Here is a 25,729-nt window from a genome sequence, read left to right as displayed (position 1 = left end):
TTAGGGTGGAAAAGTCAAGTAGTAAATAAAATCATTACAATATGTGTATTCTTAGTTCCATATATTTTATATACATAACTTAATATAAATTTTATTACAAAATTTCTGCAAATTAAATAAATAATCCTAAAAGTTTTTATAGAATCTATTTTTTAGATTCTATAAATTTAAGGGAATAAGGTATGGCAAAGCAAAGGTTGGGCGTGAATAGTAGGGCGAAGAAGCCATTTAATTATCGGCTTTTTGTGCTTATTGTTGCCTTGATTTTTGGCGTTGTTTTTAGTATTCCTTCATTTATTCAAGATTCTAAAATCGAGCAAAATATAGAATCTAAAACTACGCAAGGGGCGGAAAGTAACATAGATTCTAAAATAAAAGCTAGTATAGAATCTAAAAAAGATTCTAAAGAAAATACCCAACCCATAATCTCTCAAGATTCAAAAGATAAAGAAGAGAGAGAAACCGCCTTAGAATCTAGCACTACGCAAGGCACGCAAAATATAGAATCTAAAACCACACAAGAGATGGGGAGAGATGTAGATTCTAAACAAAATATAGAATCTAACACGCAACAAGATTCAGCACAAAATATAGAATCTAGCACAGATTCCAAAGCGATAGAAAGCACCAAAGAAAGCACCAAAGATTCCATAGCCACAGATTCCAAAGCAGATTCCGCTACAACAAACACCAAAGAAAACGCCACAGATTCTACAACAATAGAATCCGCCACGCAAATAGAATCCAAAGAAACCACAGAATCCACCAAAGAGAGCCTTAAAAAATCCGCAATAGAATCCACAGCCATAGAATCCACCAAAGAGAGCCTTAAAAAATCCGCAATAGATTCCACAGCCATAGAATCTAGCACCACCACAAACCCCCCAAAAGAGCCAAGCTTCCTAGATAAAATGCCAAAGATTACCTTAGGACTTGATTTGCAAGGCGGTTTGAGTTTATTGCTTGACGTAGATTCTAATGAAGCGGTGAAAAATCAGCTAAGTAACATCATTAGCGAGATAAAATATAAGACGGATAAACAGCACATTTTTATTAACAAACTGCGGCTTAATGGTGAGACAATATCATTTAGCCTACTTGATAATTCCCAAAATGATAAGCTAAATAAGATTCTAGAGCAAATTCGCGGACTTGAAATTTCAAAAAGCGATAACGCATACACGCTAAATTTAAGCGATATTGAAAAGCGAAATGTGATAAAAGGCGCGATTGACCAAGCCGTTTTTATCATTCGCAAACGCCTTGACACCTTTGGTTTGACAGAGCCAAATGTCGTAAAAGAGGGCTTAAGCCAAATCCGCGTTGAGATGCCAGGCACGAATACCAAAGAGGAGCAAGACCGCGTTATTAAGCTTATTTCGCAGAATGCAAAGCTAGAGTTTATGGCAGTCGATGAGGACCTAGCGCGCCGCATGGGTAGCGAGGAAATCACTGATATTATGGCTGCTAGTAGCGGCGATGTGCTGCTGCCTTTTATTGACAATGAAAGCTACAAACTGCCTATCAAAGCTGTGCCTATCCTTGATGGTAGTAGCGTGACTGACGCTTTTGCCACGACTGATGATAAGGGGCAAACGGCTGTTGGGTTTAAGCTAGATTCTAAAGGTGCGGAGATTTTTGGCGACTTTACGGGTCGCAATATCGGCAAACGTCTTGCGATTGTGCTTGATTCTAAAATCGTCTCTGCCCCATCAATCAACACTCGTATCGGCGGTGGAAATGGAATCATAACGGGGAATTTTGACTACAAAGGCGCGGTAGATTTTGCAAATACTTTAAAAAGTGGCGCATTACTTGCCCCTGTGAAAGTCATTGAAAAGCGAAGTGTTGGACCTAGCCTTGGCGCAGATTCTATACACGCATCTTTTCTAGCCTTAATTGCCGCGCTTGTGCTTGTGGCTGGATTTATGATTTTGTATTACGCATTTGCTGGGGTTTTGGCTGCTGCGGCGCTAATTGTCAATATCTTTTTGATAATCGCTATTATGGCGTTATTCCACGCGACATTGACCCTGCCCGGGATGGCTGGTATCGTGCTAGTCATCGGTATGGCGGTGGATGCGAATATCATTATAAACGAGCGGGTGCGGGAGGCACTGAAACAAGGCTTAGGCGTGGTGAAAGCCTTGCAGGTGGGCTATGCAAACGCGTCTCGCGCGATATTTGATGCGAATATCACATCGCTCATTGCTTCCGTGCTGCTTTATATTTATGGCACAGGCGTGATTAAAGGCTTTGCAGTTACCACAGGCATAGGCATTTTAGCGTCAATCATTACCGCGATTATCGGCACACATGGAATCTACATCGCCTTAGGAGATAAAATCGCAAAGAGTAAAAATCTAAACTTTTGGTTTGGTATTAAAATAGATTCTAATACGTTAAATGCGAAAGATTCTAAGGTCGCAAAAAAATCTAAGGCTTAGAATCTAGATTCTAAACAATAAATTTTCTTAAGGCAAAAAATGAAAGAATATCTTTATATCGTGCAATCTAGCCTTGAAATTAGCAAGTGTAAAATCGGCATTACAAATGATTTAGAACGCCGCTTGAAAGAATATAACGCAATGACAGGCACTTCAGCGGAGAATACTTATGAATATCTTTTCACTTGCGAAGTAAGCGATATGCGACAAATAGAGCAAGATATAAAGAATAATTTTTCACATTTGCGAGAGGTAAGCAAAAGGGAGATTTATTTTTATAACCCAACTTTATTTGATTCTTATGTGGATTTTATACAAGCACATCCAAATTATAAATGCAAAGTTAGCCTAAAGAAATCAAAAAGCAACAAAAATATAAAGGCTGTAACAACGCCTAGTATGAGTGAACGTGGCATAGATAGAATCAATATTATAAACAAGGCAAAGAAAGTAAAATATGATGAATTTTACACACGCCTAGAAGATGTAGAAAGGGAAATGGCAAATTATCCTACAAAAATATGGAAAGATAAATGTGTATTTTGCAACTGCGATGATGCTGTAGGTGAAAGGCGTGATTATGCTGATACTTCCGCATTTGCTTTGTATTTTTTAAAAAATTTCTTTACTTTAGGAATAAAAAAGCTAATTTGCACGCATTATGGTAGCAAAGTAGATTTATTTAACGCAGGTGTAAAAGGCTATGTTTTTACAAAAGAAGGAGTAAAGGAAATAGTAGATTTTCCGCTACGATATACAGGTGGCTTTGAAGAAAGAGAATCGCTTAGAATCTTAAATGAGGAAGCCGACATCGTTTGCACTAATCCGCCCTTTTCTCGTGCCATAGAATTTTGGGATATTTTAATCAAAAGTAAGAAAAAATTTATCATTATTTCAAATATTACAAATTGCGTAACCCCCGCTTTTATCCCATATTTTGCTAAGAAAAAGGCGTGGGCTGGATATACTAGCGTAGATTGGTATCTTAATCCAAAAAGGCAGTTAGTAGAAGCTTCAGGGCATTTTTTTACAAATTTTCCTATTAAAAATCGCCCTGCTATAAAACGTTTAAAAATTGTTCCATTAAATGAGATTCCAGATGTGTATAAGAAATTTGATGATAGTGGGACTTTATTAGTGGATAATAATTATATACCAAATGATTATGATTTGCCTTTTGCGGTATCAGCTAGGCAGATTCTAAATGGTGTGTTAGAGTGTGGGTATGAAATGGTTGGGCTTACACGATATTTGCCATATATCGAAGAAAAGAAAAAATTTACAAGGGTGTTGATACAAAAGGTCTAAAATCAAGATTTGTCGTGTAAAATATAGAATCTAAAAAGGAAAACTATGGAAATTTTTAAAAAAAGTAAAATTTATGATTTTGTCGGCTGGAGTAAGTGGGGCTTAGCTCTCTCGGTGCTGCTTACTATCGGGGCGTTTTATCTTTTCTTTGGCGTGGGGTTTAATCTTGGCATTGACTTTGCAGGGGGGAGCGCGGCGCAGATTCAGTATGTAGGTGATGCTAAAAGCGGCGTTACAAATACGCAAAATATGGAATCTAACTCGCAAGATTCTATAAATTCACAGCCATCTTTGGAGCAAATTCGCACACTTCTTAGCACAAACGCCATTTTCACAAACGCGCAAGTTAGCAATTTTGGCGATGAGATTCTAATAAAGATTCCATATCAAGAGGGCGTGACAAACGAGCAAATCGAAAATGCCTTGCATAGCACGCTAGATTCTAGCGGACATTTTGAAATCCGCAAACTTGATAGCATAAGTGCGAAAGTGGGCGATGAGCTGGCGCGAAGTGCCGTTATTTCGCTTATTTTAGCTACTATTGCTATGATGATTTATGTGAGCTTTCGCTATGAGTGGCGTTTCGCCCTTGCGAGTATCATTACGCTCGTGCATGATATTATTATCACGGCGGCGAGTGTGATTGTGTTTAAAATCGATTTGAATTTAGAGGTGATTGCCGCGCTGCTCGCACTTCTTGGCTATTCAATCAATGATACGATTATCATTTTTGATAGAATCCGCGAAAAGATGCTAGAGGGCAAAAAAATGAGTATTGAAGAGGTGATAAATGAGGCGATTTCAAATACTTTGCCGCGAACGCTTTTAACGTCTCTAACGATGTTTTTTGCGGTTTTGACGCTTTATATTTTTGGCGGTCACAACATTATCGGCTTTTCACTGCCACTTTTGGTGGGCGTTGTTTTTGGGACTTATAGCTCAATGTTTGTCGCGCCAAAACTCGCCATTTTGCTAGGTTTCTCAATCGAAAAATACTATGCAAAAGAAGTCGCCAAAGCTAAAAAGGTAGAGGAGAGACGCCGCCAACGCCAACTATACGAGGGCGGCAGAGTGTAGATTCTAAATTCCAATTTATAGAATCTAAAAGGCAAAAATATGGAATCTAAAGTGATAAATGTGAAAGAACGTGTGCTGAGTGTGAATGATAAAAATGCGAATTTGCTGCGGGAATTTTACGCGAAAAATAACAAATTTGTGATAAATTTTATGAGTAGTCCAGGCAGTGGCAAGACAACGCTACTCGAGGCAATGAGTGGCTTGAGCGATTTTAGATTCTGTGTGATTGAGGGCGATTTGGAGACTAATCGGGATGCGGATAGGCTTGAAAACAAGGGCATTTTGGCGAGGCAAATCACAACCGGTGAGGCTTGTCATTTAGAGGCAAAGATGATTCTTAATATTCTGCCAAAGTTAGAATCTGATACGCGTTTTAAGGCGAGCGAGTTTGTGATAATCGAGAATGTCGGCAATCTTGTCTGCCCTGCTAGCTATGATTTGGGCGCAAATGCAAATGTGGTGCTTTTGAGCGTCCCTGAGGGCGATGATAAGGTGCTGAAATACCCATCGATGTTTCTTTGCGCGGACTTGGTGGTGATTAGCAAGTGTGATTTGATACCACACTTTAACTTTCGTGTGGAGCGTGTTTTAAGCGATATGGCGAGTCTGCGAAATGGCGTTGAAATCATGCAAATTAGCACAAAAGATTCTAAAAGTATTGAAAATCTTAAAAATCGCTTTCTAAAATGGCGAGATTCTAAGTATCAAACTTCGCATATTTTTAGGTAGATTCTAATGAGACTTAGGAAAAAGCTAACTTTTAGCACATTTTTATTATTAATTTTTGCGTGTATTTATTTTTTATATCTTTATCAAACAGCCACGCCAAAAGACTTTAAAGAAGCAAAAAAGATTCTAAAAAAAGCGTGGAAAATGCAAGATTTTACACATGATTTTTACTGCAATGCCCCCTTTGAAATTACGCAAAATGGGCTAAAAGTGATAGAATCTAGTGTGTATTCGCCGCGAAAAAAATACACAAAAAAGGGCGCGATAAACGAACGCGCAAAAGTAATCGAGTTTGAGCATATTATGCCAGCGCACAATTTTGGGCAGCATTTGGCTTGTTGGCGGCGTGGCGGACGTGCCGCGTGCAAGGAAGATGCGAAGTTTAATGCGATGGAAGCTGACTTGCAAAATCTAGTGCCAGCAATCGGCGAGATTAATGGCGATAGAAACAACTTTCGCTACGCACAAGCCCCACGCGATTTAGCCTACACGCAATATGGCGGCTGCCAAGTTTTTAGCGATTTTAAGGCGCGCAGATTCTATCCAGCTGAGTATTCAAAGGGCTTAATTGCGCGCACCTACCTTTATATGAGCGAAAAATATGATATAAATTTAAGCGACAGCGAACGAAAACTTATGGAATCTTGGGATAAAATGTATCCGCCAAATGACTATGAAAAAGCACGCAACGCCGCAATACAAAAGGCAAAGATTCTATACGCCTTTACTAAAATAAAGGAGATTTTTTAAGATTTAATATATTTATCCATAAAAAGTTGCATACGTTTTGTGCTATCTTTCGTGCTTTTATAGTTGTTAGAATCTGCGGCAAACTCAAGCATTTTAGGGAAAAAATCGGCGTTATAACCCACCATTTTGATAATCAAATCGCCATTTGGCTCTAAAAACAGCACCAGCGGCGTATTTGACAGGTTATAGTGCCGCGACAAACTATCCGTATCTAGGCTCTTTCCCATAAACGCCACATTATGATTTTTGCTATAACTCGTATTCACATAATAAGATGTCACATTGCTTTTTATGTAGTCTTTGAGTGCCGTGTTCGTGCGGATTTCGCGCTTCAAATCCTCGCAATATTTGCACGAATTATTGCCAAAAATTATCATTATGGGCTTATTTTCACTCTTAATTTCTATGTTATTATCAAACACATCTTGCAAGCCTTGAAGCTGGGCTACATCGATATTTGCAAGGCGTTGCTCTATTTCTTCCTTGCTATCTTTTGTGCTATTTTCTTCGCTTACATTTATTTTATCTTTGCAACCATTTGCAAAAATTACTAAGATTATTAATAAAATTTTTTTCATATTTTTCTCCGTTTTTGGAATCTGTAGATTTTAACAATAAATTTTGTGGTTTTTGGAATCTTTTTTTTAATTTAATTGCAGATTTTTACCTCGCATTCTAATGTTATGTTAAATTGCTCTTTAACGCGGGATTTTGCGATGTTTATGGCGTTTATGGCGTCTTTGAAACTAGCGTTTCCCACATTTTTATTCACTAAAAAATTTGCATGAATTTCACTAAAACCTACACCATTTAAAAAAAAACCTTTAAGCCCCACAACCTCAATTAGCCGCCCAGCATAATCATTTGGCGGATTTTTAAAGCAGCTCCCACAACTTGCAATTTTTGGCTGATTAGTGCGCATTTTTTTAAAAGATTCTAACAAATCATTGCGAAAACCCTTAATCGCCTTAAATCGTGCTGCAAAAATCACGCCTTTGCTTTCACGTCCGCGATAAATTAGCCCTGCATCTCTAGCATTTATCCACTCGCCATTTATATTTATTGAGTGCAAAAAGTTAGCAATTTCATAACTTTTCATCCCAGCATTCATATTGCAAAGTCCGCCGATATTGCCGGGTAAATGTTGCAAAAATTCTAAGCCTTGCAAATTATGTTTTTTAAAAAATAAAAAAACTTTTACGCTTGGAGCGGTAGCGCCGATTTCTATAATATTAGAATCTAGATTCTGCAACACGCTAATATAATTAAATTCATTACTTAAAATGGCAAGATTACTAGCAGTAGGGGCGACTAAAAGGTTATTTCCTTTTCCTATAATGTGAAAATTTTTAGAATCTAAAGTGATATTTGAGATTTTTTTAGATTGCAAAATTTGGTTAAAATTTAGCGTTTTATTATGAAAAATAGAAGTTTTATTTTTACTAAGTTCGACGTTAGAATCTTTAGAATCTAAATTAGAATCTAAGGGCAAATTTTTTAAAATATCCAAGCTAGATTCTAAGTTTTTTTTAGAATCTAAACTAGATTCTATAAAATTTACAAAACTACCCCCCACATCACACATTTCAATAATGCTAACTTTATTTTCACCACCTATCTTAATACTAGAATATTTTTGAAAATTAATTATGATTTTTTGCATTTTAGAATCTATGAAATTATATTTGGTATTAAATTAATCACCATTTTTGTAAAATCCATAAGCATATTTAGCATCCAAGGCATCGTAAAAATAATCATCGCCACGACCGCCAAAATCTTTGGCACAAAGGCTAAAGTCATCTCATTTATCTGCGTTGTGGCTTGAAAAATGCTAATTAAAAGCCCCATAATTAGCGCGACAAGTAGCACAGGTAGGGACAAAAAAAGCGTAATTTTATAAGTTTGAATAGCTAGTGACATAAGCTCATTTTCCATATTTTTCCTTTTTTAGAATCTAAGTTGCAATTATACACTATTTATGTCACGCAAGATTCTAGAATCTAAAAATGCGTAAAGAATATCCACAGCCAAGTTGCCAAGCGTGAAAATTAGGCACATAACAACGATAAAACACTGAATAATAGGGAAATCGTGGTTAAGAAAGCCCTGAATACTATAAAGCCCAATGCCAGGCAGCACAAAAATATTCTCAATCACCAAAGCCCAGCCTAAAATCTCGCCAAAGTGCATACCAAACGCCGTCACAACGGGCAAAAGCGAGTTGTAAAAAATATGCTTCAGCACGATTTTAGGACTTGAGATGCCGCGCGCTTGTGCGTAAAGAATATGGCGTTCATTCGCATTTTCAATCATATTTGTGCGAATAATTCTCGCATTCACACACGCCGACATAAAGGCGATACTAAAAGCGGGTAAAATATAGCTCTGGATGGAATCTAAGCCTTGCGCTGGTAGCCATTCAAGGTGAATAGAAAACAGCATAATAAGCAAAAATGCAAGCCAAAAAGATGGCGTAGAAACACCTAAAAAACAAATAAAACGAATGAAAAAATCAGGCGCCCTGTCGCGATAAATAAAGGAAATTAGCCCCATAGGAATGCTAAATAGTAACATCAAAATGAATGCAAACGCCGCAAGTTTGAGCGTATTTGGCAGGTAGTAGAAAAAATCATCACTAACGCTATCACCACTAATATAGCTTGTGCCAAAGTCAAGTTTTATTGCATTACTTAGCCACGCAAAATACTGCGTTAATAGCGGCTTGTCAAGTCCAAAATCTTGCGTTATTTGTGCGATTAGCTCGGGGCTAGATTCTAAATGCGAGTGGATAATGTATTGCATCACAGGGTCAATGCCGCTTAGTCGCAATAGTGCGAATATCGCAAACGAGCTAAGCAAAAGTATGGGGATAATCCATAAGATTCTAAAAGTGATGAATTTTAGCATTTTAGGGCTTTAAAGTTAGTGTTTTAGAATCTATTAGCTTTCACTCATTGCAGATTCTGTAACTTTTATAGAATCGGTGTTTTTAGATTCTATAAAGTTGGGTTTAGAATCTTTGTGGGGTGGCTTGGGGGAGACTCCGTCGAATAGGACATTTACTAGAATGGCGGGGTATTTTTTGTATTGTTTGAATAAAAGTTTTCGTAAGAAATTGAATAAATTGCCTTCTAATGTTTTAGAATCTACAAAGATATTATCCTTTGCGTTGGCTAAAAATGCACGAAGTTCGTCATTTACGATTTTATTTAGCTCTTTTTCCTCATGTGGTCCTGCGATACCAAAAACATTTATTCTAGATTCTAAAATAGCCCTAGATGATTTAGAAAGGTGCAAAGTCAAAATAAAGATTCCATCATTTGCAAGGAGATTTCGCTCATTTATGATTTCATCATGCAAGATTCTATTGACTTGATTATCCACAAAGGTTTTGCCTGTTTTGACGCTTTTTACCTTTCGCATATAGTTTGGATTTACTTCGATTTGGTCGCCATCTTCCATTAAATATATGTTTTTTTCTGGCACACCGCAACTTATTGCAGTTTGTTTGTGCCGTGAGATATGATTATACTCGCCATGCACGGGTAGGAAAAACTTTGGTTTAATTAATCTTAGCATTAATTTTTGCTCCTCTTGCGCCGCATGACCGCTTACGTGTATCTCGCTAAAGTCTTGGTATGCCACTTTCGCACCTTGCTTTGTGATTAGATTTATCACTGCACTTACACTTGCTTCATTTCCCGGGATTGCCTTGGCGGACAATATCACAATATCGGTGGGCTTCAATTTTATATGGCGATGTTCATCCGCTGCCATTCGATATAGTGCGCTCATTGTCTCACCTTGAGAGCCTGTTGTAACGATTAGCACTTCCTCGTCTGGATATTGCATTACTTCGTGTGCCTCAATAAAAATGTTGCTTGGTAAATCTATATAGCCTAGCTCACGTGCAATTTCTAAGTTTTTTTCCATTGAACGCCCGATTACTGCGATTTTGCGATTATATTGTAGTCCATATTTGATTGCTTGATAAACGCGGTGGATATTTGAGCTAAATGTGCTCATTATCACGCGTCCTTTTGCATCTTTAAAAAGCTTATCAAATGTCGGTCCTACACTTGCTTCACTAGGCGTTACGCCACTTTTGTGCGAGTTTGTAGAATCACTAAGTAGCAACATCACGCCCTCCTCGCCATAGTGCGCTAGTCGGTGCAAGTCTGTTGGCAAGTTATCAATAGGCGTATGGTCGATTTTAAAATCGCCTGTGTGGATAATCACACCCGCTTCAGTGCGAATAGCTAGTGCCGAGCTATCAATAATGCTATGCGTGATATGTATCCACTCGATTTCAAAATCACCGATTTTAACCGGTGTGCGTTTTTCTACGATGTGAAAAAGCTCTTTATACTTTTTTAGCCCATGCTCATCAAACTTATTTCCCACAAGTCCAAGTGCAAGCGGCGTGCCATAGAGTGGAAATTGATATTGTTTGAAAAAATAAGGGACTGCGCCGATGTGGTCTTCGTGTGCGTGAGTGATGATAATCGCATCAATTTTATTCTTAATAGATTCTATATAGCTAAAATCTGGCACTAAAATATCCACGCCGGGCATAGAATCATCAGGGAAACTCATACCGATGTCAATGATAATCGCGGAATTTTGCGTTTCAATCACGGTCATATTTCCCCCGATTTCGCCCAAGCCGCCAAGCGGGGTAATGCGAACCTTTGCATTAGAATCTAGATTCAGTTTATGGTGCGGATTTAGGCTGCCTTTTTGAATCTTATTATTAGATTCTACGCCTTTTTTTAAGTCTTTGTGAAAGCCGACATTATTTCGCTCATCGGCGTGCAAAACTTTGCGTGTGCCATCTTCGTGCCGCTCTTGCTCTTTGGTTTTATTTTTCGCGGCGTGTTTATTTTCACCAACCCATTTTTTTGGTTTAAAGTCTTTTTTGTCGTGCCGCTCGTGTTTAGAATCTATGTGCTTAGAATCTCGCTCGTGCTTTTCGTGTTTAGATTCTCTTTGCTCTTTATTGTCACGCGTGTGAAAATTCTTTTGTTTTTTGGAATCTTTGAATTTAGATTCTCTATTTTGTGCGTGATTAGAATCTCGGTGATGGTTTTCGCGGTTAGATTCTCGATTATTAGAATCTCGATTAGAATCTCGCCCATCGCGTTTAAAATTCTTTTGCTTTTTATGCAAATTTGCGTTATTAGATTCTATAGAATCTTGCATATTAGATTCTATATTAGAATCTTCTCTGCGTAATGCCTTTTGCCCATATATCGCATTTAGGTGCTGTGCGTGATTTTCCGCCGTGTTGTTTGCTGTGTTTGCTGTGTTATTCGCATTTTGTGAATTTTCCATTTTTTCTCCTTTTAATATTCTTGCAAAAGTAACGCTAATTTTGCATAGATTGTCTCATCTACTTCGTGGGGACGAATGTTAGAATCTAGCCCTAAGATTTGAAAAATATTCTCTAAAATTTGCCTTTTAGATTCTATATTTTTAGAATCTAAATACGCCAAAAGGTTGCTAAAAAGCCTTTTTCTAGGGTTAGCAAATGCGGCTTTTAAAATAGATTCTATATTTTTTGGAATCTTTTGGCTTTTTAAAGCACAAGATTCAAACAAAATCACAGCAGAATCTACCTTTGGCTGCGGGACGAAATTCTCTCGCCCTACAAAAAACAAAAACTTTATACTTCCCCTTAATCTAGCCAAAACGCTTAAGGCGCAAAACTCGCTATCCTTTGGAGCGGCGCTAAATTTTCGTGCCACTTCAAGCTGGAGCATAACGACAAATCCGCGACATTTTTCATCTCTTATTGCTTGCAAAATTATGTTTGTTGCAATGTAATAAGGGAGATTGCTTACCAAAAAATACTCGCTAGGAAATAAGTAATTCTCGCCATTTTTTACGCTTAAAGCATCCGCGTGAATGATTACTAAATCGCTAGAATCTAGCTGCGTTTTTAGTGTGGTTTTAGCACAATCTATCAATCTAGTATCGATTTCATAGGCTAGTAATTTATATTTGCTAGTTAGCCTTTTGGTTAAATCGCCCAAGCCAATCCCTATTTCAATAAGCCGAATTTTAGATTCTATAAAATTAGCCTTTTTAGAATCTTGTATAGAATCTAAGTTAGCATTTTCATAACTTTTTTCGTCATGTTGAGCGTTAAGCGAAACATCTACTTTAGAATCTTTTTTAGTGTCATTGCGAGAAATTTCGCTAGAAATTTCGTGGCAATCCACTTTATGAACTTTAGAATCTAAACTTATAGAATCTATAACTTTTTTAGAATCTAATTCGCCTTTTTGCAACTTAGATTCTATATTTTCTTTAGAATCTAACTTGCTTTTAAGGCTAGAAGATTCTATAAACTCCGCTATATTCAAGGGAATCGCTTGGACTATTTTTTCTAACAAAACAGAATCTTGCAAAAAATTCTGCCCCAAACTTTTCTTAGCTTTTACATTCGTAATTATATGATTTTTCTTTGCAAATTTACTCTTTTTTTTCATTTTTTTCCTTAAATTTTTCTTATTATATCAATTTATTTGCTATTATTTTATGCGGTGTGGTAGGTAATTGCTTTTATATAAAAGAGGAAAGTCCGAGCTACATAAGACTAGGATTCCATTTAACAAATGGCTAGGGCAACCTAAGGGAAAGTGCAACAGAAATATACCGCCATTTTAAATTTGCCAGATAAACTCCTACGTAGATTCTATAATGGTAAGGGTGAAAAGGCAGGGTAAGAGCCTACCGACTTTTTGGCAACAATAAGTGCTATGCAAACCCAATCCGTAGCAAGAATAGCAGGTTAGAAAGTCTTAAATTTTTAGCTATTCGCTTAAGCAATATTGCGAAATATTGCATAGATAAATAATTACCTAAACAGAACTCGGCTTACAGCCACACCGATTAAATATAAAGTAATTTTGACAAAGGACAAATATGCGATTTATCGAACCAGAGGGAAGAAGTGTAGCTTATGTTATTGTGATTTTTGTGCTCATTTTATTGTATTTTGGATGTTATATTGTAGGTGCGATTTTTCTTCTTTCAATTTTACCGCTTTGGCTATTTTTTTGTAGTTCAAAAATTATTACTCCAAGTATGCCAAATGCTATCGTAGCACCAATTAGTGGCATTATAAAAGAAATTGAAGTTAGTCAAAATGAAATAAAATTCCATATTTCACCACGATTTAATGGACGCATTTACTCACCAAATGACTTGCAAAATATCCATATTACGCACACTTTTGGTTTTTTTAATTTCGGTTTTAATGATTTTACTAAAATGCTAAACGCACGTGATATTTTAAGTGCAACTAGTAATTTAGATGGGGTTACTTTGAATGTGGAAATGTATCTTACTCCTTATATTTTTAGATTTTGTGGATTAAAATTTAGTGGTAAAAATGCTCTTTTTTTGGAGAAAATTGGTTTTTTAAATCTTGGAGTTTTAACTCTTAGTGTAAAAGGTAAGAATTTACAAAGTTTAGCTAGAGCAAATGATAAGATTGTAGGCGGCAACACAGCGTTAGTTGTGGTAAAAAAAGATTAGATAGAATCTAAGCTTTCAAAAACAAATATTTGCTTGCTTGCTCTCTTGCCAAAGGCGAAAAGCTAAAAGCAGAATCGCCCAAAGTTATGTCATATTTCTTATCACTTTCAGCTTTGCAGTAGCTTAAAACGATTTTGCAAGCTAGCTCTTTTTCGCTTGTAGTCGCGCTTTTGTCTAATAACGCAAGGGGTCCCTTCACATTCAAAGGCACGATTTTATCCATTTTTTCATGGCTTATATCAAGCTTTTTATTTTCCTCATCATTGCGGGCAATGACAAGCCTAGCGCCATTTTCAAGCACCATATACCGCCCGACCTTAAAAAGCGCGACATCATCGAAAACCACATCGCGATGGCTTAGCATATCCTTGATTTTAAGCGAGACGGATGTATCAGTCAAAAGGCAGCCGCCACCTGGCTTTTCATGGTATTTCCAGCCATATTTTTCAAGCAAGGCAAGTTGGACGTGACGCCCGCGACCGCTTACATTTAATAGCTTCTCCCTATCTACCCAGCCCTTTTTTTCAGGGAAAGTCTCAGCCAAAAGTTTCGCACACATCGGACGTAAAATCAGCTCATCAAGTGTGCGTGGCTTAGAATCATCGCTACCATCGCGGCTTAGAATCTTGTCATACAAAGGGTCTTCGCCGATTTTCCGCACAAGGCTTCTAACCTGGTCTAGTGCGTCTCGCCTTTGACTCTTAGGTCGCTGCCCTAGCACCTCGCCGCTAATGGCAAAGTCCGCACCTAGCTCGACCATCTTAGCAAAAGCGTGGCGAAACATATTCGCGTGACAATCAATGCAGGGGTTAAAAAACCGCCCATAGCCAAACTTTGGCTTAAAAAGCACATTGTCAAAAAACTGCTTTGCGATATTAATCTGGATTAGCTCAGCGCCCACTTGCGCGGCGGCATTTTTGAAATACTCGCTCTTATCTTTATTGCTCCCAAAGCCGATGTTGAAATTTAGCGCATAGACCTTGATTCCTTGCTCCGCCATAAGCTGCATTGAAATCATAGAATCTAATCCGCCGCTAAATAACGCCACGGCTTTTTTTTGTTTGATTTGTTTCATTGTCTTTCCTTTTTTAAAGATTCTAAAATTCTAATCGTTTAACACCGCTAAATAACGCCACGGCAGAACGTTGTTTTTTTTTCTTTCATTTTAGAATCTAGTTGATTTTTAGAATCTTGCAAACTAGATTCTATATTTGCACTTGAATCTTTCATAATTATTTCCTTAAATAATATGGTAATTTTTAGAATCTTATTTTACTATTGTTTTTGCAAGATTCTAAGATTATAATAATGTAAAAATCTAAACCAAACTCCGTAACATCTCAATCCCAGCGATATTTTCAAGCGAATTATCCTGCGTAAAACGATTGATATTTTTAAAGTTTGACGCGCGTTCAGGGTGCGGCATTAACGCATATATCGTCTTTTCAGCGTTGCAAATCCCAGCGATAGATTCTATACTGCCATTAAGATTTTGCGCGTATTTCAAAAGGATTTGATTATTCGCTTTCATAGATTCCAAAGTAGGAATATCCACTTGATAATTGCCCTCAGCGTGTGCCACAGGGATACGCAGGAGCTGATTAATCTTGTATTTTGCCAACATAAAATTATTCGTGTTTTCGACAATTAGCGGCGCATTTTTGCTTATAAATCGCAGGTTTTCATTCCGCATAAGCACGCCGGGCAGCAGCTTTGCCTCACACAGAATCTGAAATCCATTGCAAATGCCAAGCACGCGACCGCCGTTATCCGCATATTTTTTGAGTGCGCGAATGCTAGGCGTAGTGGAAGCCATCGCCCCACACCGCAGATAATCGCCATAGCTAAAGCCCCCAGCTAGCACCGCCAAACGCGTCTGCCGCGGTAGCCTACTTTCAGTGTGCTTAACAAACGCGCACGCAAAGCCCAAATTCCTATAAATATACTCAATATCCTCATGGCAATTAGTCCCGGGAAACACAAGTATTGATACCATTTTTCGCCTTTTGCTTTTGTAAAATGTAAATTATAGAATCTTTTTTTGTGTTTATAAGAATATTATGTAAAATCTAATAACTTTTAGCTAAGATTCCATATTCACATCACAAAAAAAGGAAAAATATGCTAGAACTAATTAGTAAAAAGGGCTTAGATGAGCTAAAGGCAAAGGGCAAAAGTGAGCCAAATGTCGTGAAAACCGCGAAGTGCAAGACGATTGTAAAGAAGCGATATATCCATGAAAACCTTATACGAAACTTAAAGCCACACATTATTGATGAGCCACCGGGGCTGCTTGGCGATGATACCGCACCAAATCCTACAGAGGCGTTGCTTGCGGCACTTGGGAGCTGTATTTGCGTTGGCATTCAGGCAAATTGCGTGGATAAAAATATCGCTATAAAGTCGCTAGATATGGAGCTTGAGGGCGATATTAATATTAGTGCGGTCTGGGGTGTGGGCGATTTAAATCCTAAAAAAGAGCTTGGCGTAACCGACATTCGCATGAAAATTAATTTGGATGCGGACATTAGCGAGAGCGAAAAAAAGGCGATAATTGACAATGCGATAAAGTGGTCGCCTGTGGCAAATACGCTTTTGCGAAATGTGCGCCTTAAGGAAGTATAGAATCTTAAAATCAAATTAATAGCTACCACATTATAAAATATTATTTGTATTTTTTGATATAAAAATCAAGGGTTTTTTCTATGGCTTGATTAAAGGTGTGCTTTGGACTCCAGCCTAGAATCTTACGCAGTTTGCTAGAATCTATGGCATAACGTCTGTCATGTCCAAATCTATCTTTGACAAAGCTTATTTGCTCTTTGTAGCTTTTTTCTTTTGGGAGTTTAGAATCTAGCATTTCACAAATTATATTTGCTATTGTTAGATTTTCCATTTCGCTACCACCGCCGATGCAAAAGGTGTCAAAGAAGTTTTTAGATTCTATAGAATCTGTGTTTTTTTGGGAATCTGGTGTTATTTTTTGGGTTTTTGACCCACCCCCCTCAGCAAGTGAGCGTGGAATGCGACCTATATTTTCAATAGCGTGGGAAAAAATTTGCAAAATCGCATCGCAATGGTCATCGACATAAAGCCAGTCGCGCACATTTTTGCCATCGCCATAAATGGGGATTTTTTCGCCACTCAAAGCCTTGCGAATTATCGTAGGAATGAGCTTTTCATCGTGCTGAAATCGCCCATAATTATTCGAGCAATTGCTAATTACCGCATTTAAGCCATAAGTGTGGGCGAAGCTCCGCACAAGCATATCGCTACTAGCCTTAGATGCCGAGTATGGCGAGTTTGGCTGATATGGTGAGCTTTCGCTAAAATAGCCTTTTTCTCCCAAGCTACCGAAAACCTCATCAGTGCTAATGTGGTAAAAAAGCGCGTTTTCAAAGCCCTTTTTGGGCGAAAAAGGCGCGTCAAACCAAGCATTAAACGCCGCATTTAAAAGGCAAAATGTGCCATTTATGTTTGTTTTTATAAAAATATCAGGCGAATTTATCGAATTATCGACATGAGATTCTGCGGCAAAATGTATCACGCTATCGATTTTGTAAGTCTCAAAAATTTTTTGCAATAACTTGCTATCGTTTATATCGCCCTGTATAAAGTGATAGTTTTTTATTTTTTTGCTCTTGCGTTTTAGTGGGGCTTTTATGTTTTTAGATTCTGTGAAATTTTTAGAATCTTTTTTGGTGTTTTGGTTTTGGTATTTTTTTTCTTGTGATTTTTTGGAATCTAAGTTAGTGTTTTTAGTATTTTTGGTGTTTTTATAGAATCTAGATTCTATGTTGTTTGTCATGTTGAGCGAAAGCGATTCATCTATGTTTTTTTTCTTAGAATCTTTGTTTTTAGATTCTATAGAATCTATTTTTCTAAAGTTGCTATTTTTTGATAAATTATTTTGAGATTCTATAGAATCTAGATTTTTGTTATCGTTGCGATTTTGTGTATCGTTTTCTTTGTTTTCATTTACACATTGCGCAAAAAAGTGCATATCCCCCACCCCGCGCCCCCTTTGCAAAAAAAAGCAGCCGCTTTTTTTTCTAAAAGGGGGCGAGCCCCGTTTATCCAACTCTTTGCAAAAAAGCGACGTCCGCACTACTGCGGACGTATTTTCGCTTTTTTGCACTGCGAGTTGGGCGGGACTCACAAGGTTCGTGCTTCGCACGTCTCCATTAATTGTCAAGCTATCGCTTGACGTTTTTATTCGTTTGTTTTTAGAATCTAATTTCGCTTTTTTAGATTCTATATTTTTTATAGAATCTTCACTATTGTCATTGCGAGAAAATTCGTAAGAATTTTCGTGGCAATCTACGTTTTTTATAGTTTTAGATTCTATAACTTTTTTAGAATCTAAATTAGCAGATTCAGTATTTTTATAGAATCTAGATTCTATATTAGATTTTTGGCTTCGCTCAAAATGACGTCTAAATTTTATCTTTTTAGATTCTGTAATTTCTAGCTTTTTAGAATCTAGATTTTGCAACTTGCTATTGCAAAAGGAGTTGCCCCACGATAGATTGTTGAGATTTTCGATATTACTCGCATAGGTTAGCAAATCAAGATTGACTATCACGCAGTCTTTGGCATTCGCCATAATGTGATACAAAAAATTGCTACCGATAAAGCCACAGCCGCCTGTGATTAGAATGTTACGATTTGTTAAGATAGGTTTTTTAGATTGCATATTTTACTCCAAGATTCCAAATTTTTCTAAGAAGTTAGAATCTATATCTTCAATTAAGCCTTTGGCGCGTAAAGATTCTATGACTTCTTTGGTGCAAAGAACATCTTTTGGGTATTCTTTGTTGTAGTTTTCTAACGCGCCCTTGCTTGTGGCGTCTAAAAACGCACATTTAGATTCTATGATTTTCAAATCGCGGCTCACATCGATAGAATTTACAATACGCCAAATTAGCATATAATCATTATGCAATTCATTAGAATCTATAAAAATAAAAAATTGTGCGTAGTTTTTTAGTGCGTTTGCAAACTCACGTGCGTAATGTAAAATCGGCTTATCCTTTTTGCAAACTTTGGCAATTACAATAGGATTTTTATGCTTGTAGATTCTAACATCTTGTATCTCACTTGCAATTTCTTGCATTTTAGATAATAAATCTTTAGAATCTATCTGCATAAAATCAAACTCCAAAGCCGCTCCACACGCATCAATACCTAGCTTTCCACTTACTGCATATTGCTCACTTGCATGGTCTAAGGCATCGCAGATTCCTTGCGTTATATATAGGTTTTTAACGCAGATTCTATCCAAAATATAATCGGTTAGAATCTTGTAATTATTATGAATGCTCGGCGCATCCACGCCTAAAAAAATAGCATGTTTTACAAAGCTAAGCTGCCCTAAGCCAAAAAATGCGTGCATTATCTGCAAACTCTCAGCTGGGTAATCATGGCGGATTCTAGCCAAAATGAGATTATGAAAGACGCCATTTTCAGGCATTGAATAATCAAGCAGCCCATGCACACTCGTTTGCAAAAGTGGCAAAAATACGCGCTCTGTCATATAACCAAAATATTTATCTTCTAAGGGCGGTTTGCCTACAACGGTGGCTAGATACACGGGTTTTCGCTTCATCGTAATCGCCGTGACTTTTAGCACAGGATAAGGCTCGATAGGCGTGTAAAAGCCTGTGTGGTCGCCAAACTTGCCCTCTGGCGCAAAATTATTAGTATCAACATAGCCCTCAATCACAATGTCGCTATCGTGCGGCACATCAAGCTCGTTTGTGATGCATTTCACTAAGCGTGGATTTTTCCCGCGAATTAAGCCATAGAGCATAAGCTCAAACATCTTTGGGGGCATGGGCGCTTGGGCACACCATATATAAAGCGGGTCGCCGCCGATTGCGATGCTAACAGGCATTTTTTTGCCGTGGCGTTTGTATTCGTGGAAAAAATGCGTGGCGTCTTTGTGGATTTGCCAGTGCATAAGGAGTTCGTTTTTGGATTTGACTTGCAGACGATACATTCCGACGTTATTGCTTGGAGATTCTGTATTTTCGTTAGATTTCGCCCTTTGAATCTGGCTTTTATTTTCAGTGGAATGCAAGGCAGATTCAAAGGGCGAAATACCTTGCGAGTTTTTAGAATCTGCGTTTTTAGATTCTATAGAATCTTGTTTGGGAGAATTCCCCCCTCCCTGCCTTATATTAATATTTGGGGGGGTTATGGGGGTGGGTTCTATGTCGTTAGTTATTTTTGTAGATTCTATAAAATCTTTAGAATCTAGATTCTGTATATTTTTAGAATCTGCGTTTTTAGATTCACTAAAATTTATAGAATCTGCACGAGGCGAATTGCTATAACTTCTAGTATAAACCTGTCCCATAGTGATAAATCGTCCGCCATCATCTTCCCACGTCTTCAATATAGGCAGGTCAAATAAGTTTATAGAATCTCCTTTTATAATGATTTCTTGCGCTGGTGGCGTGGCTTCAAACTTCCCTGTAAATGCGTTTTTAAGCCCAACTTTATAAGGCTTTGGGAAAATATGCCGCGCATTCCAAATCTCCATTAATTTAGCAATTTTACCCTTAAAACCCTTTGGCACAGCAGGATTTAGCAAACTTTTTATCGCGCTAGCAATACTTTCAATATCCTTAAATTTTCTCTTAGAATTATAATGATTTGCAATCAGCTCCAAACGCCTAAATGAGCCAAAAACATTCATTAACACAGGGATTTCATACTCTTTAGATTCTATATTTTTATGGTGGCAGTCGGGCGTTTGGTTTTTAGAATCTACAAAAGTAGGGTGGTGGGTGGGCGAAAGGTTAGAATCTTTTGTGTTAGATTCTATATTTTCTTTTATAGAATCTAAGTTGTGCTTAGAATCCGTGTTTTTAGATTCTATATTTTGTTTAGAATCTAGATTCTGTGAAATATTAGAATCTAAAGAGCGACAAATAGGGCGAGTAAAAAGCAGTGCCTTAGAATCTTTTTTCTTTACTTCCAAATACGCCAAATGCGGTATTTCAAGCTCAATATCAAGTGGTTCATCAATCACTTTCAACTCATTATGCTTTTTCAAAAACTCAATAAAATCCTGCATACTTCCCTACTTTCATAATATAAACTCAACATTATAATAAAAAATCTAATATTTTTTAGAATCTTATTTGCTTTGTTTTTTTAATATCAAAAATTTCTAAGGTTTTGTTTTTAGAATCTAGATTCTATGGCTTCACTCAAATAGCTTATCTTTTTTAAATTAGCAATATTATTGAAATCTTGTTACTAAAAGTAATGGGTGGGGTTAGTGGTGTTACTTTTTTACGAAGGATTTTTAAAGGATAAAAGTTGTTGGTTGGGGTGTTTGTGACGGGGTTATTACGTTCTTATTATTGTTTTATTTATAATTTTGCGTTTTTATTACATTTCTAATATTATTTTGAAAAGGATAGAAAATGTGTAAAACATTTCTAAAAGTAACATTTGTTTTTAGCATTAGTGTAGTTTCGCTACATTCTTTAGAATCTAATTCTTTTACGAAGCTAGATTCTATAAAAATAGATTCTAAGAAAATAGATTCTATAAATGGGGGGGGAATCTAGCCTTTCGCCCTTACGAGATAAAGGATACACGCCCAAAGTGAATGTGGAGTCTAGTAAGAATTTGCTAGATTCCAACATTTCTAAAAATATAGAATCTAAGGCAGAAGTCATATTGAGCGAAGCGAAATATCTGCGAGATTTAAAAGCAGATTCTATAGAATCTAAACACATAAAACTAGCGGATGTTAGCATAGATTCTAAAAATATAGAATCTAAATACCTAAAATTAGTAGATGTTTCGCCTACGGCTCAACATGACGGAAATTTTGTGGCTCAACATGACAAAAATATAGAATCTAACATCCTATCGCCCACCCACCACCCTATTAATGAAAATACAGAATCTAAAAACGACGTAAAAGAATACAAACTAGATTCTATCGTTACAAGTGCGAGTGGCTATGAACAGGATATAAAAAACGCTCCAGCAAGTATCTCCACCATTCAGCAAAAAGAGCTTTTCAAAAAGCCTATAAGAGATATGGGAAATGCGGTTAGCGGTGTGCCGGGCGTCTTTACTCAACCAGACAAGACAGGTGCTAATAAAATCTCAATGCGTGGGCTTGACCCTAGCTTACGCTCATACTAATCGATGGCAAGAGACAAAATGTCGCACAAGGTTTTGAATCTTTTGTTAAGGCGCCGCGACTAGCTTTATGCCGCCTATTTCAATGATTGATAGAATCGAAGTGATACGCGGACCTGCGAGTATAATTTACGGCAGTGCTACACATTGACAAATTTGGGGCGGTGTCGTAAATATCATCACTAAGAAAAATCCTAGCAAACTAACCATTTCCGCACAACTAGACACAGGATTCGCGCAACATCAAGGCACTTATGGTAACACTTATGGCTTTAGCCTGTATTGCCGCGCCCATAATCAAGGATAAACTTTTCTATAACATTCGCGGTGGATATAAGTATGGCGGTGGTGATAGAGTGCTAAAACCAGCGGAGTATCGTAATATCCCTGTGGCTTGCACGCCCGGTGCAAATGCGAACTCAAATCAAGATAGCTGCAACGCAACAAGTCCGCAATATATGCCACGTCACATTAACCCCTACGCCGTCTTTGCATCTACTGACTGGCAAGCCCATATTAATAATCTTGGAATGTCGGCGGACGCCTTAGCTACAATCTAGATTCTAACAACAACATTTACGCGGATGTGGAAAACTACTTTGCTCGTATCGGCTCATTGAATGACGATATACGCGTATTTACATCTTTGCGTGATAGCTAAAGATTAATGCTGTGCTAAACCACGAAGCAACTTATGAATGGGGTCAGCTTGTTACATATTTGCAATATTCTCGCACGATTATCGGGCGACACACAAATACGCCAAATACCCCGCTTGGCGCAGACCCTACAAAGCCGCAAGTGCCTTATCCCGTGATAGGTAGCAATAGCGGCACAAGTATAGAATGGGATACAAACTGGCGTAGAAATCAAGATATTATCTTTCAAACTAGCTATAATAACGCCTTTGATTTCAACGACTGGGGAAGCCTTACTTTAAATGCTGGGCTTTATTATATTTGGGAAGAGCTTAGAATTGTCGCGGTGGATAGGGGTGAGAATTTTCTAAAGGCGATGAATCAAGTAGCCCTTTTTGCTGAAGGGCAGTATGATATTAATGAGTATATTAGCACGACTTTGGGACTGCGGTATAATTATAGCGATTTGTTTAGTGCTATTCCTAATCCGCGATTTTATGTGAATGTGTATCCTACAACGTGGCTAACGCTAAAGGCTGGTGTAAGTAGCGGTGTGCGTGTGCCGCAGATGAATTACTTGCATAATGGATGGCAGTACTCGCCAAATGTTAGCGCGACTGCCTATACGCGTGGGAATACAGAGCTAAAGCCAGAGCAAACTTGGAATTATGAAATTACAGCGTTGATTGATAGTAAATATGCAAGTTTTGATATGACAGGGTATTATACTGATTTTAGTAATGTGATTGTAAGTGTGGGACTGCCTAATGATGCAGCGTGTCCTGCGGGGGTAAAAAGTGCGGCTAATTGTCTAACGTATGAAAATGCGAATAAGTCGCTACTTGCAGGGCTAGAGCTTGGGGCTAAGCTAAAAGAAATCTATGGCTTTAGCCTAAATGCAAACTATAACTTTGCGTATAGCCAAGTGCTAAGTGTGCGAAATGCAAACCAACAAGCCTTGAGTGGGTGAGCCATTAAATAGCATTCCACAGCATAGTTTTAACATTGTGCCAGAGTATCATTTAGAATCTAAGTGGGGGGATTTGGATATTTTCTTGCGTTATCAAGGGAGATTTCGCGCTCCTACGCCTACGCCAACAGGCAAACGCAAATGTAGCGGCACTGCGTTCGCAGGTGGGAAGATTCTATAAAGATTATCAACTTGTGGATTTGGGTGCGTCTTTTAAATTTTTGAAAAATTATATGGTGACTTTTAGTATCAATAATTTGTTTGATGTGGATTTTTACTCGCCTATCATCTATGGCGTAACTACGGGTGCTGATGGCTCTTTGAGTGCAAGCAATCGCAACCCTATCTTAAACTCATATCAAACAATTATCCCCCGCCGCAATTTCTACCTATCCCTTCGCTATGAGTTTTAGAAACCAGATTCTATAGAATCTTTCAAATCATAATCTTGTTAATTTTTTATAAAATTTTTGCAAAAATTTGTGGTATTTAAGCTAGGTTTAAGGTTAGTTTAGGTATAGTTTCGTTTCGCAAGTTTGAATTTGCGGTTCTGCTTTTACTTCTTTTGATTTAAGGCATGATCTTTGAAAACTAAGCAAAGCTTAAATATTGTTTAATTCTTTAATACAACTCAAATATTGCTTTGGATTTTATCGCTTTATCTTAATTTGGCGATAGAATCTTTAATCTTTGCAAGATTTTTAAAAAGAACTAGGATTATATTTTCTATAATTTTTAACCTAAATTGTTATGGAATCTTTAATTTTTATGATTTTAGATTCTATAATTTTATGTTGTGTTTTATAGCACAATAAACTTTTTTATGGAGAGTTTGTGTCCATTGAAATATATGGCTCAAACTTCCATAAAGTTTTTATGGAGAGTTTGATCCTGGCTCAGAGTGAACGCTGGCGGCGTGCCTAATACATGCAAGTCGAACGATGAAGCTTTTAGCTTGCTAGAAGTGGATTAGTGGCGCACGGGTGAGTAACGCATAGATAACATGCCCTTTAGTCTGGGATAGCCATTGGAAACGATGATTAATACTAGATACACCCTATGGGGGAAAGTGGCTCTTAAATAAGAATTTGAGTGTGTTTTGTGGTTTCTTTAAATGTTTAGATTCTAAAGATTAAAAACATAGAATCTAGGATTCTATAAACTTTAAAAGATTTGGCGGGTTAGTGATAAATGGATAAAGCTTAAGAGTTTTATCCTATCGCCCACCCACCGCCCTTTTTGGTGGAGTTTGTAGAATCTTGTTTTAGATTCTAAAGGCGAGTCTGTAACATAGAATCTGAAATATAAAATCTGTCAAATTAGATTCTAAAGATTAAGAACGAATCTTTTGAGAATTAAGATTCTAATGGTTTATGAAATCTTAAAAAGTAGATTCTAAAAACAAACGATAGAATCTAGATTTTATAAAACTTTAAAAGGATTGTGGTTTTGTAGTGGATGATAAAAAAATCAAAACTTTTTCTTATCGCCCACCCACCGCCCTTTTAAATGAATGTTTATAGAATCTTGTTTTTAGATTCTAAAGATTTTTTGGATTTAAAAAGATTCTAAAGATTTAGATTCTATCTAGATTCTTAAAAAGTGTGGATTGCTTCGCTTCGCTCGCAATGACTATAGAATCTAGATTCTAAGATTTGAAATAACTTAATTAAAAAAGATTCTAAAGGCAAGTCCAAATATAGAATCTAAAAGATAAAATTTTATAGAATCTTTAGATTTAATCATTTAATCAAAGGGTTAGAAAATTAGATTTTATTAAATTATAGAATCTAAAAAGTTAGATTTTAAAGAAAACAAATTATAGAATCTAGATTCTATAAACTTTAAAGGATTTGGTTAGCTGGTAAAAAGATAGAATCTAATCCTAATCGCCCACCCACCACCCTTTTTAATGGAAAACAAAACACAATAAATTTTTATTTAAGAGCTTACGCTAAAGGATTGGTCTATGTCCTATCAGCTTGTTGGTGAGGTAATGGCTTACCAAGGCTATGACGGGTATCCGGCCTGAGAGGGTGAACGGACACACTGGAACTGAGACACGGTCCAGACTCCTACGGGAGGCAGCA

Annotated in this window: 23 protein-coding genes, 1 other RNA gene, 1 pseudogene and 1 other annotated feature; of the genes and pseudogenes, 15 read left to right on the top strand and 10 right to left on the bottom strand. The window is 37.2% G+C overall.

Annotated elements, in window-relative coordinates; translation table 11 throughout:
- Positions 1-182 precede the first annotated feature (182 nt).
- From secD to LS64_RS09290, 5 genes are read left to right on the top strand one after another with little or no spacing between them, the layout of a single operon-like run.
- Positions 183-2,447 (top strand): protein translocase subunit SecD, encoded by a 2,265-nt coding sequence (secD, locus tag LS64_RS09310; protein ID WP_237416281.1) that lies wholly within the window; start codon positions 183-185, stop codon positions 2,445-2,447.
- A gap of 39 nt (positions 2,448-2,486) precedes the next feature.
- Entirely contained in the window at positions 2,487-3,755 is a 1,269-nt protein-coding gene (locus tag LS64_RS09305) for an adenine-specific methyltransferase EcoRI family protein (RefSeq protein ID WP_034571060.1), read from the top strand.
- A 45-nt stretch (positions 3,756-3,800) separates the two neighbouring features.
- Positions 3,801-4,832: a protein translocase subunit SecF gene (gene secF / locus LS64_RS09300; RefSeq protein ID WP_034571063.1), complete on the top strand. Its 1,032-nt coding sequence runs from the start codon at positions 3,801-3,803 to the stop codon at positions 4,830-4,832.
- 39 nt (positions 4,833-4,871) lie between these two features.
- Complete coding sequence (hypB, locus tag LS64_RS09295) at positions 4,872-5,561, top strand: hydrogenase nickel incorporation protein HypB (RefSeq protein ID WP_052062401.1); 690 nt, start codon at positions 4,872-4,874, stop codon at positions 5,559-5,561.
- Between the two features lie 6 nt (positions 5,562-5,567).
- Positions 5,568-6,311 (top strand): endonuclease, encoded by a 744-nt coding sequence (locus LS64_RS09290; RefSeq protein WP_064773703.1) that lies wholly within the window; start codon positions 5,568-5,570, stop codon positions 6,309-6,311.
- Here the strand turns inward: LS64_RS09290 and LS64_RS09285 are convergent.
- The 6 genes from LS64_RS09285 to rsmA form a co-directional block, all read right to left on the bottom strand.
- On the bottom strand, positions 6,308-6,889 hold the full coding sequence (locus LS64_RS09285) for a thioredoxin fold domain-containing protein (RefSeq protein WP_034571066.1): 582 nt from the start codon (positions 6,887-6,889) through the stop codon (positions 6,308-6,310). The genes LS64_RS09290 and LS64_RS09285 overlap by 4 nt on opposite strands.
- Positions 6,890-6,960: 71 nt before the next feature.
- Positions 6,961-7,974: a UDP-N-acetylmuramate dehydrogenase gene (locus tag LS64_RS09280; protein ID WP_052062402.1), complete on the bottom strand. Its 1,014-nt coding sequence runs from the start codon at positions 7,972-7,974 to the stop codon at positions 6,961-6,963.
- Positions 7,975-7,982: 8 nt separating this feature from the next.
- Positions 7,983-8,249: a flagellar biosynthesis protein FliQ gene (gene fliQ / locus LS64_RS09275; RefSeq protein ID WP_034571069.1), complete on the bottom strand. Its 267-nt coding sequence runs from the start codon at positions 8,247-8,249 to the stop codon at positions 7,983-7,985.
- A 30-nt stretch (positions 8,250-8,279) separates the two neighbouring features.
- A complete protein-coding gene (locus LS64_RS09270) occupies positions 8,280-9,221 on the bottom strand; it encodes an ABC transporter permease subunit (RefSeq protein WP_034571072.1) in 942 nt (313 codons plus the stop codon).
- Between the two features lie 33 nt (positions 9,222-9,254).
- Positions 9,255-11,648 (bottom strand): ribonuclease J, encoded by a 2,394-nt coding sequence (locus tag LS64_RS09265; RefSeq protein ID WP_237416282.1) that lies wholly within the window; start codon positions 11,646-11,648, stop codon positions 9,255-9,257.
- An 11-nt stretch (positions 11,649-11,659) separates the two neighbouring features.
- Positions 11,660-12,808, bottom strand: a complete 1,149-nt coding sequence (gene rsmA, locus LS64_RS09260; protein ID WP_052062403.1) for a 16S rRNA (adenine(1518)-N(6)/adenine(1519)-N(6))-dimethyltransferase RsmA — start codon at positions 12,806-12,808, stop codon at positions 11,660-11,662.
- 51 nt (positions 12,809-12,859) lie between these two features.
- On the opposite strand from rsmA, the gene rnpB reads away from it, so the two are divergent.
- Together rnpB and LS64_RS09250 are read left to right on the top strand one after the other, a co-directional pair.
- An RNA gene (gene rnpB / locus LS64_RS09255) (RNase P RNA component class A) lies at positions 12,860-13,215 on the top strand.
- 29 nt (positions 13,216-13,244) lie between these two features.
- The gene (locus tag LS64_RS09250; RefSeq protein ID WP_034571075.1) at positions 13,245-13,859 is read left to right on the top strand and encodes a hypothetical protein; all 615 of its coding nucleotides are present in this window, start codon (positions 13,245-13,247) and stop codon (positions 13,857-13,859) included.
- Positions 13,860-13,866: 7 nt separating this feature from the next.
- Here the strand turns inward: LS64_RS09250 and LS64_RS09245 are convergent, their stop codons facing one another.
- Together LS64_RS09245 and purQ are read right to left on the bottom strand one after the other, a co-directional pair.
- Positions 13,867-14,925 carry a 7-cyano-7-deazaguanine synthase gene (locus LS64_RS09245; protein ID WP_034574074.1) on the bottom strand — a complete coding sequence of 353 codons (1,059 nt, stop codon included), beginning with the start codon at positions 14,923-14,925 and terminating at the stop codon, positions 13,867-13,869.
- A gap of 252 nt (positions 14,926-15,177) precedes the next feature.
- Complete coding sequence (gene purQ, locus LS64_RS09240; RefSeq protein ID WP_034571078.1) at positions 15,178-15,855, bottom strand: phosphoribosylformylglycinamidine synthase subunit PurQ; 678 nt, start codon at positions 15,853-15,855, stop codon at positions 15,178-15,180.
- 125 nt (positions 15,856-15,980) lie between these two features.
- Between purQ and LS64_RS09235 the strand changes: the two genes are divergently transcribed.
- Entirely contained in the window at positions 15,981-16,484 is a 504-nt protein-coding gene (locus tag LS64_RS09235; RefSeq protein WP_034571081.1) for an OsmC family protein, read from the top strand.
- A 40-nt stretch (positions 16,485-16,524) separates the two neighbouring features.
- On the opposite strand, the pseudogene LS64_RS09230 reads toward LS64_RS09235, so the two are convergent.
- Positions 16,525-17,574, bottom strand: a pseudogene (locus LS64_RS09230) (dTDP-glucose 4,6-dehydratase); the annotation flags it as partial.
- 984 nt (positions 17,575-18,558) lie between these two features.
- A complete protein-coding gene (locus tag LS64_RS14100) occupies positions 18,559-20,943 on the bottom strand; it encodes a UbiD family decarboxylase (protein WP_052062639.1) in 2,385 nt (794 codons plus the stop codon).
- Between the two features lie 355 nt (positions 20,944-21,298).
- On the opposite strand from LS64_RS14100, the gene LS64_RS12495 reads away from it, so the two are divergent.
- From LS64_RS12495 to LS64_RS09200, 7 genes are all read left to right on the top strand, one after another.
- Positions 21,299-21,445: a hypothetical protein gene (locus tag LS64_RS12495; protein WP_160659365.1), complete on the top strand. Its 147-nt coding sequence runs from the start codon at positions 21,299-21,301 to the stop codon at positions 21,443-21,445.
- Entirely contained in the window at positions 21,429-22,034 is a 606-nt protein-coding gene (locus tag LS64_RS09220; protein WP_034573226.1) for a TonB-dependent receptor plug domain-containing protein, read from the top strand. The genes LS64_RS12495 and LS64_RS09220 overlap by 17 nt, the downstream gene beginning before the upstream one ends.
- Before the next feature lie 67 nt (positions 22,035-22,101).
- Complete coding sequence (locus tag LS64_RS14005; RefSeq protein ID WP_081948371.1) at positions 22,102-22,182, top strand: TonB-dependent receptor plug domain-containing protein; 81 nt, start codon at positions 22,102-22,104, stop codon at positions 22,180-22,182.
- A gap of 103 nt (positions 22,183-22,285) precedes the next feature.
- Complete coding sequence (locus LS64_RS09210; RefSeq protein WP_052062638.1) at positions 22,286-22,591, top strand: hypothetical protein; 306 nt, start codon at positions 22,286-22,288, stop codon at positions 22,589-22,591.
- A 112-nt stretch (positions 22,592-22,703) separates the two neighbouring features.
- Entirely contained in the window at positions 22,704-23,639 is a 936-nt protein-coding gene (locus LS64_RS09205) for a TonB-dependent receptor plug domain-containing protein (protein WP_052062637.1), read from the top strand.
- Positions 23,632-23,820 carry a hypothetical protein gene (locus LS64_RS12490; protein ID WP_052062636.1) on the top strand — a complete coding sequence of 63 codons (189 nt, stop codon included), beginning with the start codon at positions 23,632-23,634 and terminating at the stop codon, positions 23,818-23,820. Before LS64_RS09205 ends, LS64_RS12490 begins: the two co-directional genes overlap by 8 nt.
- A gap of 40 nt (positions 23,821-23,860) precedes the next feature.
- Complete coding sequence (locus LS64_RS09200) at positions 23,861-24,052, top strand: hypothetical protein (protein ID WP_337190586.1); 192 nt, start codon at positions 23,861-23,863, stop codon at positions 24,050-24,052.
- Between the two features lie 1,402 nt (positions 24,053-25,454).
- Positions 25,455-25,727 (top strand) — a sequence feature (16S ribosomal RNA rRNA prediction is too short).
- Positions 25,728-25,729 lie beyond the last annotated feature (2 nt).

The sequence above is a fragment of the Helicobacter saguini genome (assembly GCF_000762875.2).
Lineage (GTDB): Bacteria > Campylobacterota > Campylobacteria > Campylobacterales > Helicobacteraceae > Helicobacter_A > Helicobacter_A saguini.
This window is presented reverse-complemented; position numbering and strand designations above follow the sequence as displayed.